This is a genomic window from Dictyobacter formicarum (assembly GCF_016587435.1).
The window spans coordinates 220,778-241,313 of sequence record NZ_BNJJ01000012.1 but is presented as its reverse complement, the minus strand read 5'-3'; the positions used below and the strand labels follow the sequence as shown (position 1 = coordinate 241,313).

General features: G+C 47.9%; 15 protein-coding genes. 8 read left to right on the top strand and 7 right to left on the bottom strand.

The window, feature by feature from the left end:
* The first annotated feature begins 133 nt into the window (after window positions 1–133).
* Together JMI88_RS21725 and JMI88_RS21720 are read left to right on the top strand one after the other, a co-directional pair.
* Window positions 134–949 (top strand): polysaccharide deacetylase family protein, encoded by an 816-nt coding sequence (locus JMI88_RS21725; protein ID WP_201364069.1) that lies wholly within the window; start codon window positions 134–136, stop codon window positions 947–949.
* 116 nt (window positions 950–1,065) lie between these two features.
* The gene (locus JMI88_RS21720) at window positions 1,066–1,977 is read left to right on the top strand and encodes an RNA-guided endonuclease InsQ/TnpB family protein (RefSeq protein WP_201364068.1); all 912 of its coding nucleotides are present in this window, start codon (window positions 1,066–1,068) and stop codon (window positions 1,975–1,977) included.
* A 163-nt stretch (window positions 1,978–2,140) separates the two neighbouring features.
* On the opposite strand, the gene JMI88_RS21715 is transcribed toward JMI88_RS21720, so the two are convergent.
* A complete protein-coding gene (locus JMI88_RS21715) occupies window positions 2,141–3,979 on the bottom strand; it encodes a glycoside hydrolase family 15 protein (RefSeq protein ID WP_201364067.1) in 1,839 nt (612 codons plus the stop codon).
* A gap of 361 nt (window positions 3,980–4,340) precedes the next feature.
* Between JMI88_RS21715 and JMI88_RS21710 the strand changes: the two genes are divergently transcribed.
* Complete coding sequence (locus tag JMI88_RS21710) at window positions 4,341–5,054, top strand: dienelactone hydrolase family protein (protein ID WP_201364066.1); 714 nt, start codon at window positions 4,341–4,343, stop codon at window positions 5,052–5,054.
* Between the two features lie 66 nt (window positions 5,055–5,120).
* Here JMI88_RS21710 and JMI88_RS21705 read toward each other — a convergent pair whose 3' ends face one another.
* The gene (locus JMI88_RS21705; protein WP_201364065.1) at window positions 5,121–6,461 is read right to left on the bottom strand and encodes a PP2C family protein-serine/threonine phosphatase; all 1,341 of its coding nucleotides are present in this window, start codon (window positions 6,459–6,461) and stop codon (window positions 5,121–5,123) included.
* 105 nt (window positions 6,462–6,566) lie between these two features.
* Window positions 6,567–6,809, bottom strand: a complete 243-nt coding sequence (locus tag JMI88_RS21700) for a hypothetical protein (protein ID WP_201364064.1) — start codon at window positions 6,807–6,809, stop codon at window positions 6,567–6,569.
* Window positions 6,810–7,520: 711 nt separating this feature from the next.
* Here JMI88_RS21700 and JMI88_RS21695 point away from each other — a divergent pair.
* A complete protein-coding gene (locus JMI88_RS21695) occupies window positions 7,521–8,195 on the top strand; it encodes a GAP family protein (protein WP_201364063.1) in 675 nt (224 codons plus the stop codon).
* Window positions 8,196–8,351: 156 nt separating this feature from the next.
* Here JMI88_RS21695 and JMI88_RS21690 read toward each other — a convergent pair whose 3' ends face one another.
* Window positions 8,352–11,447 carry an FtsX-like permease family protein gene (locus JMI88_RS21690; RefSeq protein ID WP_201364062.1) on the bottom strand — a complete coding sequence of 1,032 codons (3,096 nt, stop codon included), beginning with the start codon at window positions 11,445–11,447 and terminating at the stop codon, window positions 8,352–8,354.
* A gap of 959 nt (window positions 11,448–12,406) precedes the next feature.
* Here JMI88_RS21690 and JMI88_RS21685 point away from each other — a divergent pair.
* Complete coding sequence (locus tag JMI88_RS21685; protein ID WP_201364061.1) at window positions 12,407–13,240, top strand: 5'-3' exonuclease; 834 nt, start codon at window positions 12,407–12,409, stop codon at window positions 13,238–13,240.
* 11 nt (window positions 13,241–13,251) lie between these two features.
* Here the strand turns inward: JMI88_RS21685 and JMI88_RS21680 are convergent, their stop codons facing one another.
* Both JMI88_RS21680 and JMI88_RS21675 read right to left on the bottom strand, forming a co-directional pair.
* On the bottom strand, window positions 13,252–14,403 hold the full coding sequence (locus JMI88_RS21680; protein ID WP_201364060.1) for a right-handed parallel beta-helix repeat-containing protein: 1,152 nt from the start codon (window positions 14,401–14,403) through the stop codon (window positions 13,252–13,254).
* Window positions 14,404–14,698: 295 nt separating this feature from the next.
* A complete protein-coding gene (locus JMI88_RS21675; protein WP_201364059.1) occupies window positions 14,699–15,571 on the bottom strand; it encodes a hypothetical protein in 873 nt (290 codons plus the stop codon).
* Between the two features lie 305 nt (window positions 15,572–15,876).
* Between JMI88_RS21675 and nudC the strand changes: the two genes are divergently transcribed.
* Both nudC and JMI88_RS21665 read left to right on the top strand, forming a co-directional pair.
* Window positions 15,877–16,740: an NAD(+) diphosphatase gene (gene nudC / locus JMI88_RS21670; RefSeq protein WP_201364058.1), complete on the top strand. Its 864-nt coding sequence runs from the start codon at window positions 15,877–15,879 to the stop codon at window positions 16,738–16,740.
* A 300-nt stretch (window positions 16,741–17,040) separates the two neighbouring features.
* Window positions 17,041–18,261 carry a lipid II:glycine glycyltransferase FemX gene (locus JMI88_RS21665; RefSeq protein WP_201364057.1) on the top strand — a complete coding sequence of 407 codons (1,221 nt, stop codon included), beginning with the start codon at window positions 17,041–17,043 and terminating at the stop codon, window positions 18,259–18,261.
* A gap of 63 nt (window positions 18,262–18,324) precedes the next feature.
* Here JMI88_RS21665 and JMI88_RS21660 read toward each other — a convergent pair whose 3' ends face one another.
* Window positions 18,325–18,948 (bottom strand): TetR/AcrR family transcriptional regulator, encoded by a 624-nt coding sequence (locus JMI88_RS21660; protein WP_201364056.1) that lies wholly within the window; start codon window positions 18,946–18,948, stop codon window positions 18,325–18,327.
* Window positions 18,949–19,169: 221 nt separating this feature from the next.
* Here JMI88_RS21660 and JMI88_RS21655 point away from each other — a divergent pair, with 221 nt between their 5' ends.
* The gene (locus JMI88_RS21655; protein ID WP_201364055.1) at window positions 19,170–20,108 is read left to right on the top strand and encodes a serine/threonine-protein kinase; all 939 of its coding nucleotides are present in this window, start codon (window positions 19,170–19,172) and stop codon (window positions 20,106–20,108) included.
* The last annotated feature ends 428 nt before the right edge of the window (window positions 20,109–20,536 follow it).

Here is a 20,536-nt window from a genome sequence, read left to right as displayed (position 1 = left end):
TTCCTCAAACATGTACAGATATAACAGTGGACATATCACAAATACTGCCGCCATAGTATTTCCTCCCCACGAATACAGGTAAAGAAAGAGTTGAGCCTGTATCCTTTACTTTTTCTCGAAAGCGAGCAAACACATGCGACACCGGTTTGCGCTTATGCTCATGCTCATCGGGTTACTGGTGATCACAGTAACACGCGCTGACACCACCTCGGCGCATCTACTGGCTGGCCGACCTGTTCCCTTTGCTTCCGACGCACGCAAAGCAAAGCCGACACTGGAGCCACAACCAGGAGCACCCTCAACGCCAGCCTCCAGCGTTAAAGTGACAGGACTGGTAAACACGCTCTTTTTCCATGGCTCAGAGAGTCGCAAAGAGGTTGCATTGACCTTTGATGATGGGCCAGACATCACCTACACACCAGAAATCCTGACAACCTTAAGTCAATACCACCTGCACGCTACCTTTTTTATGATCGGACAACACGTTCTGGCCTATCCCCAAATTACCAGGAGGATATATGCAGCAGGCCACATTATCGGCAACCATAGCTGGAGCCATCTCCGGCTAACAGCCATCAGTCCAGCACAGGTATTGTGGCAGATGGAACATACCAACCAGATTATTCAGCAAACCATTGGCATCAAACCGACGCTGATGAGACCTCCATATGAGGCCATCAACAGAATGGTACGTATACAGATTGCAAAAGCCGGATTAGTGCCAACCATAGGGGATGTCGATAGCAAGGACTGGCAACGTCCAGGTGTTGCTACCATCGTCCAGACAACCTTGAGTAAAACCCAGAAATGGCTCCATTATTGTGATGCACGATGGCGGTGGCAATCGCGCTCAGACAGTGGCGGCTCTACCCTTGATTATCCAGGCACTAGAACAGCGCGGCTATACTATCGTCCCCGTACAGCAATTGTTAGACCACTATGCCGGTAGAATAGGCGCCACCGCACACTAATCGTCAGGCCAGGTGTCCAAACAAGCGGTAACTGATTGAGTAATACACAAAAATAGTATCCCTTCCCTCTCAGCAATCTTTATAGAGGGAAGGGTTGAAATCAATTTTAAAATTTATGGACATGTATATCCTTTTATCAGCGATTATTCTCTTGATAAAACTGAAGGCGCAAGGCACATATCGAGGCAAACTCGGCTATCCCCGTTTCAAATCCAAAAAGAAAGGCATCGGTTCCTTTCGCCTCACAGGTGCGATCCATGTTTTCGCGGATGGTATTCAACTTCCCCGCCTGGGAACCCTGCGACTCCATGAGCATGGTTATCTCCCAACCACCGCCAAGGTTTTATCGGCCACCGTCTCGGAGCAAGCAGGTCGCTGGTTTGTGAGTGTGCAGGTTGAGGAGACTGTCCCTGATCCAGTACAAGCTACTGGTCAGGTCATCGGTATTGATTTGGGCATCAAGGCGTTGGCCACCGCCTCTGATGGTACTGTCATTGCAAATCCAAAAGCATTGCGCTCTCACCTCAAGAAGTTACGACGTGCTTCTCGTCAGCATTCCCGCAAGCAGAAAGGAAGCAAGCATAGAGTGAAAGCCACGCGCAAACTTGCTCGTCTGCATGCTCATATTGCCAATATACGCAAAGATACGCTTCACAAAGCCACCTCACAGATCGTGATGAAAACCAAGTCGCGTGATGTGAGACCCGCCGTGATCGTATTGGAAGATCTCAATGTTGCAGGTATGCTCAAAAACAGAAGTCTTTCCAGAGCAATTGGCGATGTTGGATTTGCTGAGTTTCGACGTCAGGTAGAATACAAAGCCCTGGAGATAGGCATCCAAGTGAAATTTGTCTCACGGTGGGAGCCATCCAGTAAAACATGTTCAAGTTGCAAAGCCGTGCGGGAAGAACTGGATTTAAGCGAACGCGTCTTTGTTTGCCATGCATGCGGTTTGGTGATCGATCGTGATGTCAACGCATCCTATAATCTGGCAGACCTGGCATAAGCGAGGAGTACCGTGAGTTACACGGGATTGAAGCCTGTGGACAGGGCAGCGCTGGCTTGATAGCAATATCAAGTGAAACTGCCCTGGATGAAGCAGGAACCAGACATCAGATATGGCTTGTCTATAAATGTCTAAGTTCTGGATAACGGATAGCAGGTAATAGTTAGCCAAGCAAAGTACCACTAAGGGCGCGATCCAGATTGTAGCATGAGCTGATCAAGGCGAGATGGGTAAAAGCCTGGGGGAAATTACCCAGCGCCTCACCGGTCGGGCTGGTTTCTTCAGCGTATAAGCCGACATGGTTGGCATAGCTTAACATCTTCTCCAATACCAGGCGCGCCTCGATCAAGCGACCAGCACGAGCCAGTGTCTCAACCAGCCAGAAACTGCAGGGGCTAAAGGTGCCCTCGCTCCCGGTGAGACCATCGCTGGCGGCTAGACCTGGAATATAGCGATACACGTGAGAATCGGTCGTCAGCTCACGCTGGATGCGGTCTAAAGTACTAAGCATTTGAGGATCTGTCGGTCCACAGAACTTGGTCAAAACCATCAATAGAGAGCTCGCATCCACCTCTTCACTGCCATAATACTGCACGAAACTCTTCTTATCAGCATTCCAACCATTTTCCATGATATCGTCATAAATTTCAGCGCTCACAGCTGTCCAATCGGCGATGGGTGCAGGCAAGCCTCGATGACGAGCAATGCGGAGAGCACGATCGAAAGCCACCCAGCTCATAACGCGAGAATGCAGAAATGGTTGGGGGCCACCGCGTACCTCCCAGATTCCCTCATCGGGCTCACGCCAGTGATCCTCTAACCACGTCAACAAGTGACGCAGATTCTTCCACAAATCATAGGAGATATCCTGGTGACGATTAAAGATATAGATGGAATCTATCAACTCGCCATAGATATCCATCTGCTTCTGCTTGTAAGCCCCATTGCCAATGCGAACAGGACCGCTCTTACGATAGCCCTCCAGATGATCCAGCGTAAACTCATCCAGTGTACACCGGCCATCAATGCCATACATTGGTTGCAGTGAACCGCTCGGTCCCAGGTCATGGCAACGGTCATCCAGCCAGCCCATAAAAGATTCGGTCTCATCGTAAAAACCCAGCGTCAACAGTCCATAGATTGTAAAGGCCGCATCGCGCAGCCACGCGAAACGGTAATCCCAGTTGCGCGGCCCACCAATACATTCTGGCAAACTGGTAGTAGGAGCCGCCACAATCGCTCCGGTTGGGGCATATGTCAACAACTTAAGCACCAGGGCCGATCGCTGCACCATCTCACGCCAGCGGCCCTGATATGTACACTTAGACATCCAGCGCTGCCAAAACTCCATCGTCTCCTGAAAATCCTTTTGAAAACGCCGCTCCGTCATTGGATGCAAGTTCACATCACTCTCACTCGTACATTCCAACAAAAAGTATGCCCGATGGTGAGCATGCAAGGTAAAATGCGCACTGACATTGCCCTGACCATCATCAGTTAGTGGGACATGAGTTGCCAGGCCAAGACACAAATCCTTACTATAGAAAGTAGCTCCATGTTCAAAGAGACGCACCGTATGCTCGTCGCGAGCATAATTAAATCGGGGAGAACAGACCATCTCAAAAGGCAGAGATCCCTGCACCACCGACACAGCTCGAATAATATGGTGAGGATGACCAACATCCCATGACTGCTGGATAGGCATAAAATCAATAATCTCACCGATGCCGTTACTGGTCAAAAAACGCGTCACCAGAATATTAGTCTCTGGAAAATACAATTGCCGTGTCCGACATTCGGACACAGGCAGATCAGGAGCGATCTTAAAAAAGCCTCCTTTTTGCGCATCCAGAATAGCCCCAAAAACACTAGGAGAATCAAAACGTGGAATACAACACCAATCGATAGAACCATTTTTACCAACAAGTGCAACGGTATGCAGGTCACCAATGACCCCATAATCCTCAATTGGCTGATAAGTAGCAGAGTATACTTGCTCCATCGTTATCCCTTTCCACAAACCTGGCAGGATAAATCCTCCCAAACAACCAACAACAGCCGACAGAAAACTGATGAATAAACAAGGTACGCAAAAAGCAGGCACCTACATTGCCAGTCGTAACATGTTGTACAACAAAATATGTTCTAACTCCAAATAAACGGAACCATCAACCATCAATAAAAAAACGCGTGCTTTTCAAGCACTTTCATAGCCATTTGGAGCTAAATAGATTCTTCAAGCAAACGAAACAGTACAATTGTTCGTATAAGACATATAAGGCCTACAACCTAATGGCCACACATATTTGTATGCCTTATTGTGCAGGCCCACAATCAAAAAAATGAAGATAAAGGTATAGCAAATGCTTATTCATTCACAGATTGTTGAATTTAAGGCGGGGGAAAGATCAACATTTAGTTACCTGGCTCACCCTAAAGGTGAAGAAACCTTTCCGGGTGTTGTCGTGCTGCAAGAGTGGTGGGGAATTGATACACATATGCAGCATGTGACCGAGCGCCTGGCCCAGGAAGGTTTCGTGGCGCTGGCCCCTGATCTCTATCATGGTCAGGTTGCCACAAGTGTCGAAGAGGCCCAGCAGCTCGCTCAACAGCTTGACCGTCAGAACGCCCTGCAAGAAATACGGCAGGCCATCGCTTATTTAGAAAACTCAGCCCTGGTTGACCCAAAAAAAATTGGGCTGCTTGGCTTCGGCATCGGCGGAAGCCTGGCCGCCATGCTCGCGTCCATGGGGGATGCCAACCAGGTAGGGGCACTGGTTATCTTTTACGGCGGTAGTGGTGATCCCGATGATCCCAGCCACGAACAGGCCATTCAGGCTACCGTGGCCCCATTCCTGGGAATTTATGGGGGAGAAGACGATACGATTTCCCAGGATTATGTTCAATGGCTACAAGAAAAGCTGGCTGCGCATGAGAAAAAACACCATATCATCGTCTATCCACAGGCAAAGCGCTCATTCTTCCATGCCAACCGGGACACCTACCGGGCTGAAGATGCAGCCGATGCCTGGCAACACACGCTAGCCTGGCTCAAGCAACATCTGGTCAAGGCCTGATTTCATTATAGTAGTGATCGTGCCGGGCATTAAATTTGTCCGGTACATCGACAATTAGAGCTCCACTCAAACATCAACTACCAGTACAGAGATATTATCACAACCACCACCACGCAACGCCATTTGAACGAGCCGATCGCACGCAACAGAGGCATTATCGTTAGCTCGCAACACCCGTTCAATCACTGGATCGCGCACCATCTCCCATAGCCCATCCGAGCACAGCACCAAACGATCGTGGGGCTGAAGATCAACCACAAACGAATCCACATGCAAATCCTCGCCCTGACCCACGCTGCGGTAAATCTTACTGCGCTCAGGGTGGGTATACACCTCATCAGGCGTAATCTGACCAAAGGCCACCAGCGAAGCCACCAGCGAATGATCACGAGTAACCTGCATCAAGCCAGTAGTATCGCGGAACAGATAGGTCCGGCTATCGCCCACATTCACTACATAGGCCCGCATATTGATCACCAGAGCGGCCGTCAGGGTTGTCCCCATCTCGGTGCCATCTGCCTGCGCCCGCTGATAAATCGCCATATTGGCCCACTCACCCCCTCCCACCAACATATCAGTAAAAAACTCGTCACTGAGCTCACGCCCCATAATAATATTCTGCAACACCGTATGCGACATACTCTGCATCGCAATCCGGCTGGCCAGCAAGCCATCCACATGGCCCCCCATACCATCAGCGACCACAAACAAACCGAACGGCAGCAAACGGCCCTGGTACGTATACGTCCCCTGAAACGCCACCACACTGTCCTCATTAGGCGCATCGCGACGTAGCAGACCTGTATGCCAGCCTACACCAATACGCAAAGGCAGGGCAGCAGGATGCTCGGCGGACAGAGCATCCAAAGGCACGGTTGAATGAGCAGGCTCAGCCGCCGGACGCGTCGGAACATCGGCCAGGCCTTCAGACACAGGCCTGCGGGGCAATACTAGCGATCCAGAATCGCCAGAGAGAGGAGAACGCTGTGGAAGGCGTAAGCGCGGCACAGCCACCCCCAGGCTATCGCCGCCATGCAACTGAGAAGAAACAGCCAGCGACAGTTGACTGGCTGGCAGCCAGGAGCCACTTAACGGTTGAGCCACCTGCAGCGACAACTGCTGATGATGTTGAAAAAGTGCCATGCAGATCTTTAACACCACAAACCATAAACATCCCCAGATCACCGACCAGATCAATGGATTCACCACACTCGTAAGGGCAAAGATGCCATGGGCAGGCCAGAGAGCAGGCAAATTCAATACGCTCTGGATCAAAGATAGCCAGGACTGTGGAGGCAAACCGCCTTCAGCCATCAGGAAAAAGACGAACAGGCAACCCAGCCCGAGCCAGGTCACATAACGCAGCCAGCGATGAATATCGTACATGGTCAAAAACTCTGCAAACATGCCTCATTCCTCTGGTGTGCCCAAAACGTCGCAATCCACAAATATTTCTTCAGAAAAGCGCGAAACAACCCATCTACAAGCAAGCACTACAGAGTGACAATTTCACTATACAGTCTCGGCCACGCGCTCCATCTCTTCCATTGCCTGAATATACAATTCACAAACAACCAGCGTTGCGTCATTCTCACCCAAATGGTGGGCCAGGCGATCCTGACACACGCCAACACGGTCCATGCGCGCTCGAATAAAAGCATGGCGAGCGTCACCACAAGACAAACCCGACAAACCGCGGCGCATCGCCACCAGCTCCAGCTCAATTTGCTGACGAAGTTTAGCAATCTCACTCATAGCAAGCAGATCCTTCTTGAAAACAATTGCAGGTACAGTACATATCAAAAAAACAAACAAATAAGCAACTAAAGACTAAGAAACGATATAAAATGTTTCAACACAGCTTGCAATGTAAGCAGTTTGCAATGCAAAGAATATGTCCAAAGTATAAGCAGATAACATTTCTGACATCTCCCAGATCGCTTTTCAAACAAAAAACCATCACAAAAGGAAGCAAAAATATCGCAGGTCGGTACGATCAACACCACCTCCCAAAAATGATTGGCAGGATAGATATAGGCAGTAAACAGCATATTAATTGATAATAAAAACGTATGTACCAGAAAAATTGACGAACGTAAGAAAGAATCTTAGGGGGATAAGCAAGAGTATATATGCTTCTGGTGTGCGGCAGGTTTAACACAACTGAAGTTGAGGTATAGAAAACGCAGAAAGGCAAATAACCTTATAAACAATCAAAAAAATGTTTACAAAAAACCATAACATTTTTTCTCATCACAAACCAGGCGTCTTATACTTCTTATGCCACCTGTCTTATAATATACTTAATGCGATGTACAAGAATACAGATTATCTGACAAAGGCAACACATAAAGCCTCCACATCAGACGCATATTCACCTGTTACCAGAAAGGAGAAGCAAGCGTATAGGGGATTATATAGAGATAAGTTGATTGGCAGCCAGCAGTTTCAAAGTCGGATCCCTCAATGATTACAACCCTGATAGAGTTGCTTCCATTAATTATAGCCAGCGCGATCCTACCCTCATGGATTACCGCGACAATATTTCTGCTGCAGAGCCAGCACGGCCTCAAAAAAGCCATAGCCCTGGCTGGGGGAATGGCCATAGCGCGCCTGGCACAGATAATCCTTTTTGGCTCCATCTACAGTAGCATAAATATCAAAAAAGTCCTCGTTATTTCACCCATTCTGATCACGGCACTGGAAATAGTAATTGGCATATTCTTCCTTATCTCTGCGATTAGAGTTCTCTTCTACATGAGCGACCTGGATGAGCTGCCGCTCACATGGGAGGCGCACCTGAACAGGGTAGGACCCTGGCTCACGTTCGGGATTGGCGTTCTCTGGTTGCTGGTATCCGGCAAACTATGGATGTTTACCTTATCGGCAATTGGCATTATCAATAGCGCAGATTTAGGGACATTACAGCGCCTGCTGGCCTATACCTTTTATCTCGTCGGGTCCCAAATCCTGATCGGCCTGCCTATTGTGGTCTGTATCATCCTACCAGGCAGGTCGGCCTCCATTTTAAAGGCCTGGTCCGATCTGCTCACAAAGTACTATCGCCCCATCATTATCAGCATATCGAGTATTTTTAGCTTCTACTTCTTATGGCATGGCCTGTACAAATTATTCACGTAGTATGCAATCAATAGCCTGAACAGGGGAATCGCGACCCGCAAACTGGCAACCTACGTACGCTACAGCCCTCTCGGAAGAATAAAGCAAAATAGGATAGCATCCCGCTCTTTGCCAGGGATGCTGTCCTATGTATGCTCGCTTACAAGTACGGTTAAATTAATCCTCGTTGAGGCGCAGTGCCTGGCCAAGGGTGGGGCGCGATACTACGCCGACCATAGTAACAAGGGCAATGGCGTACAGACCGATCAGAGCAATCAGGCCCCAGATAAGGGTGGACGGGAATATGATATGCGTTGGGAAGGCTGATTGTAGTGAGTAAAGCTGGTCGTTATTAGCCAATGTACTATTCAGGTCAGTAAAAGAGAGCGCAGGAATCATGGTATTAGCCAGCACAAGTCCAAAGCCAACGCCCAGTAGCAGACCAATGCTATAGACAATAGCCTGTTCCCAGGTTAACATGCTGGCAACTTCACGCGGCGTCGTACCAATCGCTCGTAAGATGGCAAAGTTTGTCAGGCGCATACGTGCACTGAGCCAGGAGGCCAACAAGTCTCCAATCAAGGCCAGCAGGAGAGCCGTAATCGTACCAACAATCATCAGTCCGGTCAGAATCAGGTAGAGCGGGTCGGTATTGAGAGAGGCCAGAATCTGCCAGCGATCCTGCATGTTCGTCAATACATATTGTGTCTTTTTCAAGGCTGTCCGTATGCTGATTAATGATGCATCGTCAGATTTTGTATGCAGCCAGATATGATTGATGGCAGGAACATCAGGCACAAAAAAACCTTTATTCAATTTGTGCAATTTGTTTGTGTAAACCGTTGTGTAGGTTGAATAATCCATCAATACGCCACCGGGAATTACGCTGCCCTTACCACCTATGGCAATCCGATCATTAACAGTAGGAATATGGGGCACAACGCCAATGACGACACATGACATATCAGAGACATTCAAACCGCTGATGCGAACCGTCAGAGTCGAGTTTGTATGCAGTAAGAGGCTATTAGCAGTATTGGTATCAATGATGACCGGCAGCACCCCTAGCTTTCCAGATAACTGGCGCCTGGAGATCAGCTGTGTCAGGAGAGCATTGCCTTTTTGCGCTTCCTGCTGAGACGGCCAGATGACCGCCGAGCCAAAACTGGAGGCATCAACCGCCCGCAACTCCATGGTGATACCACCGCCGCGACCACCAATCGCCTGCGTCTGATAGCCGGAGCTGGCTGCGATGATGCCTGGAATGCTCGTGTAGCGGCTCGTCAACTTTGTTGGATCATGCTGATTTATTTGTGAATACGTTTCGCCACTGATATCAGCACCAACCTGGTAGATGGAAATATCCTGAATATGCTGGGCCTGAGTCGCCATATAGACCAGCGTAAACAGCGCAAAAGCTGTGGCCAACGCCAATAACAGGGTCATACGAATCGCCTGCCGTGGTGTACGCCCAATCTGCGCCAGGGCCAGCATAGAGACAGCTCCGCGACCACGTGTAACCACAGAGGACATCAGACGCAGTAACAATGGAAACACACGCAAGAACAGGAACATCAATCCAATGATCAAAAAGAAAGGGGCGATAATGGACAACGGTGTAGCAATCAAGGTTTTCGCGTCACCCTGAATCACATCACTCAGGCTGGTCAGATAATACGAAACCCCATAACCACCCAGAGCAATAATGGCAGCGATAACATCCAGATTCAAGCGCTGCCAGAGGGGACGCTTGTTACTACGAGCCGACTGACGGCGTATCGCCAGCACATCCGAGCGAGAGGCACCAAAGATGGAGAGACTCATCGTCAACCAGACCACCAGAATTACCGCCAGCGCATACCAGATGCCCTGCTCAAGCGCGGCAACGGGATTATTGGTAATCACATTCAAAGCATCGCGAGAAGCCTGCGGCAGGATGCGCCCAGAAATCGAAAAGATCAAAAACACCGACAGAGGCAAGCCGATCAACAACGCCACAATGCCTAATCCAATACATTGCGTCATCAAGGCCCAGAAAATCTGACTACTACTGGCGCCGCGTGAGCGCAAGACCGCGATCGCCTCAGACTGACGATCCACCAGCAGATTGGTCATCAAACTGACAAAAAAGAGGATCAGCACCATGATCATAATCGTCAGAACAGCCGCTGGTATCTGTGCCACCGAGATCCGACTCCGGAAGCGTTCAAGGTTACTAGGAGTATCAGAATAACTGAAGAGCGAACTTGCCAGGTCCATCTTGGACACATATGGGAAATTATTGGCAGCATCCTGAACAAAGGTACTGTCACCATAGTTGGCCTGATACTGACTCTGCAACGAAGCCAGTTGATTAATCAAATTATCCAGATTGCCAACCGTAGCCATAGTAGGATTTAAATGATAGGACCACAAAAAAGAATAAGCACCAAGAGTAGAAAAAACAGCATCAGACTTATTCAGGGTCCGCACATGCTCAACAATGGAAACCAGGCGATCCTCAGAAACCATCAAATTATACGTATAGGTCAGGCGGCCCTGGGAGGAAATACTGGTCGGCTGAAAGTTATTACCGTGCCAATATGCACTATTGGCAGGATCAATATCAAAAAAGCCTGACACGCGCCCCGTTATTAAAAATTTTTGCTGCGGAGGAGAGGGCAAATCAGAATATGGACCAGGCAGCGGCTTGGCATAATAATTCAAATACAGCGGAATAGTAGAGCCGATTTTCACACCCAGGCGCTGTGCCGTCAAAGGAGTCACCATCACATCGATAGTATTCGCCTGAGCATTAGTAGTAGCAGCCACTTGTCCTTTCAAATGAGCCAGGTGAGACGCTGCATGAGCTGTATTCACAGCACTCACCACCAATGAACGACTCTCCTTTGATGGTGTAGCGAATGACAAATCGCCACTCACAAAGGAAAATTCAGGGTCCAGCACGAACGAGCCCAGACTTGGTTTAATCAACGATTGAAACTGATCATGAACGGCCGTAATCGAAGCAGCCGACAAAGCAGCCACATTCGAAGTAGCCACTATCTCAGAATCATCGGGAGTCGAACGTAATGTAGTACGCAATCCCGCCGTCGACATCACATCAGAAAAGAGCGGAATAGAACCAGCAATCAGTACGGCAGCAATCATGCCAAGGGCAATGATGCCCATCAAAAAACCTGTTTGTCTCCAACGCCACAATGCAAGTGTCACCACAGATGAAAAAGGGGAAAGACGACGACTGCCTCGTTGAGATCGTGTTGATTTGGCCATGAAATCCTCTTCTTAATTCAGGGACGAAATAGATAGAAATAGATATTAGAATGCGCCTGAATGCCGCACCTTTTGCGCCTTCGGCCCCTGACACTACGCGCCTGCGGCACTCAAAAGGTTTTTTATTCGTTGGTGCATTCGGGCAAAGCGCGAGTGCACCAACGAATAAAAAAAGGCTCAGGCACGCATGTGCCCGCCCGTACGGGGTGCTTTGCTTCTCATGGTGATAGGCTTCGGACACATTCTTAGAGACTGCTGGAAAGCCATGATGCTCAGTGTGAGCGCACATGAGCTTTTCCCGATAGCAAGCTCCAAATGCCATTGCGGTGTTGTTGCAGAAAGCGCGCCTTGCGCGCTTTCTGCAACAACACCCAAAAGATTCATGGGGGCGTCAGCGCCCTTACAGGTATAGGTTTTTTGAATTCGCGCCGGAAAAGCGGGGATGCAAGGGGCGGCGAGCCCCTTGACTGGGGGATTGGGGGCTGTGCCCCCAACTCCTCCTCCCTCTCCTTGCCGCCCTGCGAGCGGCATCAGGGGTCTCAGGGGCTACGCCCCTGAAAAACCTACACCTGTAAGGCGTCAGCGCCCCCACCCGGGTGCGCGACATTCTCCCGTCAGGGATGACATTCAAAAGTCTCTTAGATCGAAATGTAATTAGATCCTTTTTTAAACTCCCATACTCTATAGTATGCACTCACTTATTTAGATAGGTCAATGCTTGCCGTAGATGCGAGGCTTGTCTTCGCTTCATCCTTTTCCACTTGAAACAATTTTTTCTTTTCTTCTATATTGATATTCTTCAAGGCATGAATCGCTCGCAAGGGGCACGCCTACGAGTCGTGTTTTGTGTTGCTTGCTTTGTTCTAAAACAATAAAAAATATACCGGCATATATAGCTGAAATATAGACAGGATGAGTTACAATTAGGTGTAAGCAAAATTGGGAGGACACAGAGAGTTATGGTACCGCTCGTGGTCGTAGATGGTCATAATTTGTTGTTCAGGGCCGCCTTCGGCTTTCCAACACCGATCAAAAGTCGTTCCGGTGTGGACCGAACGGCCATCTTTGGTTTTTTCGCCATTGCCCGTAAGGCCGCCCTGGAGATTGGAGATGCTGAATGGGTCGTCTTTTTTGATGGACTACAGGGAACCGCCAGTCGTCTAGCCGAGCATGAGGAGTACAAGGCTCAACGTGTACTAAAAGATCCAACTATTTTTACCGCGATGCCCGATATCAAGGCTGGCCTGGACGCGCTACAGATTCGCTGGATAGAGCAAGAAACCTATGAAGCGGATGACCTTATTTCGACACTGGTCACCGATGAGGCCCAGAAAGGCCGAGATATCTATATCATGTCGACCGACAAAGATTTTTATCAGCTGGTCAGCCAGACTACCAGAATTCTCAATACTGCCCGCAAGCGAGAACAATGGATTATCCAGCATGAAGATATCCTGACCCAATTTGGTATAGCACCGGCACAATGGTGTGATTTCAGAGCCCTGACAGGCGATCCATCCGACAACATCAAGGGCATCGCCGGCATCGGTCCACGTACCGCAGCGCGTTTACTGGCCGATGGACTCCAGTTAGAAGAACTGGCGGCCAGCGGTAGATTAAGCAAGGCCTTAGAAGCGAAGGTGCTGGACAGTTGGGAGAAGATTCAATTGAACCGCAGGCTGCTCAAAATGCGCTACATCACCAATCCAGTGTTAAGTACCCTTACTACCGGAACAATCACCAGCTGGCCACCAGCCAAAGATGTATTGAATCAACTCCAGCTATGGGACTGACACAACAAACATTACTCATTGTTGCGCTCTTGATACACCTGGGAACCAGATTCGATAGAAACCGAACCAAGTACATTCTGACTGAGATCACAGTCAGCAATGACGCCACGCCCACCTTGAAAAACAGCGATCCCTTGATAAGCATGATGATGAATCAAACACCGACGAATAATTGGATTACTTCCCCACATTACCTCAATACCAGCCATTACATTATCAAAAATCTCACAATCCTCGATAATACCCTGGCTCACGTCGCTCACCAGAATACCAGACCACTTACCTTTATAAATCTTGCACGAGCGAATAACAGGAGTACTATGATGCTTAATCTCAACCGCTGAACTGAGGTTCGCATATACCTCACAATCCTGCATCAAGCCACGAGCCTGCTGATAGAAAGTTACCCCGCTCCCCCAGCCATGATGTAATTTACAGGCCGAGAGATCAGCGATGCTCTCCTGAAAAACAGCGACCCCCGCCTGAGCATTGGCATAGATATCGCAACGCAAAAATCCTCCCTGGCTACAATCCTGAATAAGGGCACCATACCCTTTCCCCTCACACAATGTACAATCTTGCAGTGACAAATCACTATTCTGGAACGCCGCAGCCTCAGCCAGACCATTGCGCTGCACAGTACACTGCTCGAGCTTGCAGCTCCCCACGGTGCTCACAAGCACCCCATAGCCAGCACAATCATGAATGTGGCAACACCGCACACTGGCAACCGTCTCTGGTCCAGAGACAACCAGGCAGGCATATGAAGCCGAGGAGAGATCACAATCCACAATCGCCACCCGCCCAAAAGAGACATCCACCGCGCCATAATGACTGGGTTGTACAGCCAGGTGATTACGCACAGTCAAACCCTCAATATGGATATCATTCGCCTGAAGAGAAAGACAGGGGAGATCGATACTTTCAATAATAACTGCCTCACGGTCACCACAACCAACCAGAGATATAGCCTTATCGATGATCAAAGACTCGCGATAGACACCGGGCTCCACCAGAATGGTATCGCCACTAATAGAAGCCTGTAAAGCAGCCGTTATAGAAGGATAAAAAACAGGATTTTGGGATGATAAAGACACTACACGTAATGCTAAAGTATCATCCATACCAGATAATTGTTGTGAATACAATGCATATTGCTCCAAAAAACACCTCCAACACCTCAACCGCATAAACGCAACTATAAAATTTTTTACATGAATGTATATGTTTTATATGAATCAATAATTTTCAAAGTACAAGTTCCACGTTGTACTCTAAAATGATTTATATAAGGTAGGATAATTCAGGTGAGCTTAACTTGTCAAGCAGTTTATCAGCAATAACCAGAGATTACCTCTACCTCTAATTATAATCTGCTCCAATTTGGAAAAGAAGTGCAGAGGAACAAACATACATCTCTAGTGCTAAGCCAGAAGTGCATGTATAAAAAGTGCCCATTCATAGAGGCAAACTGGATTTAAAGCGTTGCCAGTTCTCTATCACCATAGCTTCCAGGTTTGCAGGATAGGTAAATCCATATTTACGAGCAAGCTCACGGCCAACATTAGCAACGATGGTGCGATGAAGTTCAATAGTAGAGCAGAGCTCAGGTAGATTACGAATTGGAGCACCAAGCATCGTCAAAGCGTCAGGACCGGGAGACCGCCCAAGAGTACGAGCCACCTGAGAAAAGCTATGAATCGTCTGCTGACGCAGATCGCCACAATCCTCACTCTTGGATTGGATATACCAGAGACGCATAATTATATTGGCCTCGCTCGAAAGCCCTAATGGCACAAGAAGATAGAGATCACGAAAAAGAACCTTGCGATGCTTATGCGTACTAATCCAGAAATCCACCACTAATTGTTCCACCGTAGCCGCCACCACAGGCAATGCTTCCTTGACGATCAATCGATTCTGCTCATCCAGCATACGCTGAAACGGCTCGGAGCGACATCCCAACACCATCAGAGGTTCTGCGGTAGGAAGTTTCTCGGTACTTTGAACAAAAAAATCAAAAATCTCACCATTGGAAAAGACAAGATGGTGAAGAAAAGCATTGTCCCCAAAAGAAATAAAAGAGTGGCCTACCACCGCTGTCTGCGTAAACAAATGCTCAAATACAGGCTGGCGCCAGGCATCCAGCTGCTGTGGAGAAACAGCCACGCGAAAATCGACATCGCTCATCACATCGCCATTTCCACTCGCCAGGCTACCTCCAACCCAGAGAGCAAGCACATCATCTCGCTCCCAAAGAGTAGAGGCTACTTGCACGATAGTTGCTCGCTGTGGAAGAGCGGGCAGCATCTCAAGAGATAAAGTCTGCATCTTCAAGCGCCTTTTTTGATAGTATTGCTTCATTGTGAAGCAAAATAACTTTTTCTTTAGTATAGTCGAAAAAACGCAAATAGAAAAGAGTTCAGAGATTTAAAATACCAGAAGTGGATTCTGGGTCCTCCGAAGAAGGATAAAATATTAAGCCTGGCAAACGCTAGCGTGGGTTTGACAATATTCTCAGGTACTGCAGACTTGTGATACTATGAACTCAGTCGAACACACGTCATTAACAACACATAGCATCATTACCTACCGGCCACCAAACTATTTTCAAAAGAAGGCAACAGGGGTATACAATGGCAGGCATAGAAAGTATTGCAAACAACGCTAATATCAACAATGAATTTGAGCGCGTCTATCCATCACAACCTATCCCAACTGAGCAAGCTCTCTGGTTTCCTTTTCAAGGACAAAAGCTGCTGGTAAAAACCCAGGATCAAGGCATTACCTTATTGCAAGGAGATCAGGAACTGCTAGCCAATATTAAACACGAAGAACTGCTTTACATAGGACGCTACAAAGGACAGCCATGCATAGCCAGCGCGCTAGATCCTGAGGAGCCATTGCCTGGCGATTGGAAAGCCTTTGGATTACGCGAGCTCTACAACCTGATGCCTGGCTTCGAATACAATATTGCCACCTATGCATCCCAACTAATCAACTGGCACAAGACAAGTCGTTACTGTCCGGTTTGTGGCTCACCAATGGTATCAGTTGAAGGGGGCTGGGGCAGAAGTTGTGTGAGAGGAGATTACACAGGCTATCCAGCCGTCATACCGGCCATTATCGTATTGATTCATGATGGAAAACGCATGCTCATGGCCCACAAAGCTGGATGGGGTAAACGCTACGGACTCATTGCAGGCTTCGTAGAGCCAGGAGAAACGCTCGAAGAATGCGTCCATCGAGAAGTCAAAGAAGAAGCCGGCATTGAAATTGAAGATCTGCAATATATGAACAGCCAGCCCTGGCCATTTCCCAGCCAATTAATGATCGGTTTCATGGCACGCTATAAAAGCGGCGTCGTCCAGCCCCAGGACAACGAACTCGACGATGTACGCTGGTTCAGTTCAGATACGCTACCAGAGCTGCCTCCACCGTCCAGCTTAGCCTATATTCTCATCTCGAGCTGGCTCAAGCAATACGGCAACCAGCAATAACGATCTCCTGCTAAAAGCTTTTGGATTCCGTCTAAATAAACAGATAAGGAGTTGTGACGTCTGCAACCCCTTATCTGTCATTATGTATATGCGGTACCACCAGCAGAGTATATACACACATCTATATAAAGTAGTATATTAGGATATAATAACTATATCCTCCTTTTTATTCCTCAAACACCCCACTCCTTTTTATAATGATATTATGTGCGCGCTCCGCGACGCCAAAGAACGGCAGCGGTCCCCCGATCTAAAAGCTAGGAAGAGTATTTGAAGCGCGAAAGATTTTAACGAGGATATATGAAAGCAAATATTATTACCGATCGCCAGCAATGGAACGATTTTATAGCGACTTCCAGTGGGTGCAACATTACCCAGACGTATGAATGGGGAGAGCTGCTGGCGGCAAACAAAGAGGAAGCCCTGCACATAGGTGTCATCAACGCCGAAGGTCAATTATGCGCCGCCATATTAATTCTCATCGCGCGCATTCCAATTCTGCCTTTTCCCTACTTCTATGCGCCGCGCGGCCCCATTATAGAAGATCCAGCCGGGCATGCCATGGACATTTTACTGGCTTTCGTCAAAACCGAGGCGAAAAAACGTCATGCTTTTATGCTAAAGATAGAACCTGGCATCCTCGAACAGGACAAAACATGGCTGGAAGCGCTCAAAAAACAAGGCTTCCGCACCAATCCAGAAGCGCGCCATCTAAGACATGAGTGGGTGCTTGACATACGTCCAGATGAGGCAGAGTTGCTGGCAGGCATGAAAAAGACCTGGCGCTATTGTGTTCGATTAGCTGTTCGTAAAGAAGTCAAGATTCGCAGTGGCAACGGGCCGGCAGACCTGGATATCTTTTACCAGCTACTCAACACAACTAGCGAACGCGACAACTTTTTTATCTATGGCAAAGATTTTTATGCCCGACTCCTGGCACTTTATGGAGAACAAGCCAGGCTACTCATCGCCGAACATGAGGGGCATGCCTTGGGAGCAGCGCTGCTCATTGTGCATGGACGCTGGTGCTGGTATATGTACGGAGCATCCAGCAATGAGCAGAGAGAACGTATGCCCAACCACCTGCTGCAATGGACCGCCTTCCGGTGGGCCAAACAGCAAGGCTGCTGGTATTATAACTTTCGTGGCATTCCCGACCAGTTGGAAGAAGAGCAGCCAATGTGGGGAATTTACGTCTTCAAAAGCGGTTTCGGTGGTTATCCTATACGCGCTATTGCAACCCATGATCTGGCCTACAATGCCGCAATCTACCAGGTTTACCGGCTACTTCTAAAAGCCAAAATATGGTACAACAGCCAGAAAGAGCCGAAACATCTCACAGCACCCGCAACAAGGTCATCTACTATCAAGCAACAGCAACCAGCAGAAGAACAGACAGGCAGACCTGCAATTCAAACCAACAAGCAACAACCTGTCATTACTAGTCCCACTAAAAGTTCACAGGAAGAGCAAGCTTTAATAACAACCAGATCCGACTCAACCCATCATCCACGCAAATAACAGTCCCGATAGCCTCTCTGGATCAGATAGACCTGGCAATCCAGCGAGGCTATCCAGTAGACTCTAAGAAGAGCGTTTAGCGATTCCGCGAAAGAAAATCTTTTGTACACAGAACATCACTTCCTCGCGCGTATACCCCTCCTCTTGAAAAAGTCGGCGATGGGAGCGTGGAGACAAGACGCTAAAAAAGCTATTGAGCAAGATACCGGTAGGAATATCGGGATCAAACTCGCCGCGCGCCTTCCCTTCCTCTAAATAAGCCATAACTTTATCGGAAATGCGCTGTAAAGTATCCAGAGATTTCTGTTGCAAAGCAATTTTAAAATCTTCGCTATTAAAAAGGATAAATAAAAGGTTGGCCCGCTTTCCGGAAGGGTCCTTATGCATAATGCTCACGATAGACTCTAGCTTTGCCTGAGCACTCATCTCGGCAGCGACAGGTTGCTGCTCAATAGCTTGAAGAATCTTCTGCATTTCACGTTCAAAAAAAGCAAACATCAGATCTTCTTTTTTGGCAAAATGCAAATAGAGCGTGCCTTTCGCAATGCCAACACGCGCCGCAATCTCATCCATAGAAGTGTCGCGATATCCCTTCTCCAGCACTACATCTTGCGCAACCTGCAGGATAAGTTCTTCACGTTCAAGGCGCTGCTTTTCCTTGAGAGATCGATGTTCTGGCACCTTCATATGGTTGTCTCCTTGCTTAATCGGCCACCCCATAACTGCTGTGACTATCTCTTTTAATTTATGACTTCTCGGTCAACATTTTAACTATTCAGTCAAAAAATGTCAAGAAGCAAAAGAAAGTTCAGTTCTATAGGAGAGTTGTCCTTTGTCAGTTGACAAGCATTCTGAACAGCAAGTACAATCGCAATATATTTTGAACCCCCAGTAAAATTTCGTATTTCATGAATGAATGCCAATATACATACCAATATGTTAATCACTACCATATAGAGCAACTGTTAGGTAAAAGTGACCTATCAGAGGTTTACCTTGCCGAAAATATCAAAAATCAAACGCGCGTAGCATTAAAATTGCACTACGGGGATTGGAGGGGTGAAAACGCCGAAAAATTCCTGACGCGGACCGACTCCTTAACACATCTCAGCCATCCCAACATCGTACCTATCCTGGATTTTGGCATAAAAAATAACGTAGCATTTATAGCCATGAAATACGTTCCAGATGGGAATCTGCGCCAGCGCTATCCACGCGGAACACGAGTAGAACTGGCAACAATCATCGAATATGTACAACAAATTAGCGCAGCCATCCAATATATACATGATCTAGGGCTTGTACATCGAGATATCAAGCCACATAACCTGTTAGTAGACAAAAACACTGGCATCATGCTCAGTGACTTTGGGACAACCATCATATCGCACAGTCTGAGCCCAATCCAGGCATCGCTGCGCGAATTTGAGGGAACCGCTCCTTATGCAGCCCCAGAACAACTTCAGGGCAAACCATGCAGAAATAGCGATCAATATGCACTGGGCATCATGATCTATGAATGGCTCAGTGGAGACTGGCCATTTAACGGCTCTTTTTATGAGGTTACCCATCAACACCTGTTTGTAGCACCACCAGCCTTTAAAGAGCGTGGCCTGAACTGCCCTACCAACATCGAGCAAGTAATCTTGCGCGCCCTTGAAAAAGACCCTGCCAAACGCTTCCCCAGTGTCAAACGCTTCGCCGAAGAATTAACCTGGGCCGCAAAGGTCGCCCAGGCCAAAGGACTGAGCTGCGAGCCCCTGGTTCCAGACACAACAGACAGTATGCGGGAAACAGCCCAAATCAGGCGACAATTTAAAACGCCATTCACCTTCAAACCTCAATGACTCGTATAACATCAATATTATGTAAATCTCGAATACTTTATAAAAAAAGCAAGATCTCAACTTATTGGTACTAATTATCTATGGCTCAACAACTCAGGTTAAGATATCTCCACCTAAATTGGTACTTTTATATCATTTCTCCACCATAGCACGCAAATACCGCACCAAACATGCTACTATCCTAATCAGATCCTCATCAAAAAGCACCAAAATATTTCAAACCGTTTCAATGCATGCAAATGTATAAATACATCTACTAAATCACTTGTAGCAAAGGAAGAAAAGGAAACACAAAGCATGCATAAAGAAATTCGGAAAAGCAAATTTTGGACAGGAGAAGAGCCAGAGATGAAGGATGTTAGCGCCGGATAAAGAGAAGCCAGTAGTGGTCGGTTAACAGCTTACATATATTTTTCAAGCCAGGCCAT

Excerpts from the sequence above, each read along its gene's own strand:
- JMI88_RS21725 (WP_201364069.1), top strand. The coding sequence starts at position 134 with ATGCGACACCGGTTTGCGCTTATGCTCATGCTCATCGGGTTACTGGTG.
- JMI88_RS21715 (WP_201364067.1), bottom strand. The coding sequence starts at position 3,979 with ATGGAGCAAGTATACTCTGCTACTTATCAGCCAATTGAGGATTATGGG.
- JMI88_RS21710 (WP_201364066.1), top strand. The coding sequence starts at position 4,341 with ATGCTTATTCATTCACAGATTGTTGAATTTAAGGCGGGGGAAAGATCA.
- JMI88_RS21705 (WP_201364065.1), bottom strand. The coding sequence starts at position 6,461 with ATGTTTGCAGAGTTTTTGACCATGTACGATATTCATCGCTGGCTGCGT.
- JMI88_RS21700 (WP_201364064.1), bottom strand. The coding sequence starts at position 6,809 with ATGAGTGAGATTGCTAAACTTCGTCAGCAAATTGAGCTGGAGCTGGTG.
- JMI88_RS21695 (WP_201364063.1), top strand. The coding sequence starts at position 7,521 with ATGATTACAACCCTGATAGAGTTGCTTCCATTAATTATAGCCAGCGCG.
- JMI88_RS21690 (WP_201364062.1), bottom strand. The coding sequence starts at position 11,447 with ATGGCCAAATCAACACGATCTCAACGAGGCAGTCGTCGTCTTTCCCCT.
- JMI88_RS21685 (WP_201364061.1), top strand. The coding sequence starts at position 12,407 with ATGGTACCGCTCGTGGTCGTAGATGGTCATAATTTGTTGTTCAGGGCC.
- JMI88_RS21675 (WP_201364059.1), bottom strand. The coding sequence starts at position 15,571 with ATGCAGACTTTATCTCTTGAGATGCTGCCCGCTCTTCCACAGCGAGCA.
- nudC (WP_201364058.1), top strand. The coding sequence starts at position 15,877 with ATGGCAGGCATAGAAAGTATTGCAAACAACGCTAATATCAACAATGAA.
- JMI88_RS21665 (WP_201364057.1), top strand. The coding sequence starts at position 17,041 with ATGAAAGCAAATATTATTACCGATCGCCAGCAATGGAACGATTTTATA.
- JMI88_RS21660 (WP_201364056.1), bottom strand. The coding sequence starts at position 18,948 with ATGAAGGTGCCAGAACATCGATCTCTCAAGGAAAAGCAGCGCCTTGAA.
- JMI88_RS21655 (WP_201364055.1), top strand. The coding sequence starts at position 19,170 with ATGAATGAATGCCAATATACATACCAATATGTTAATCACTACCATATA.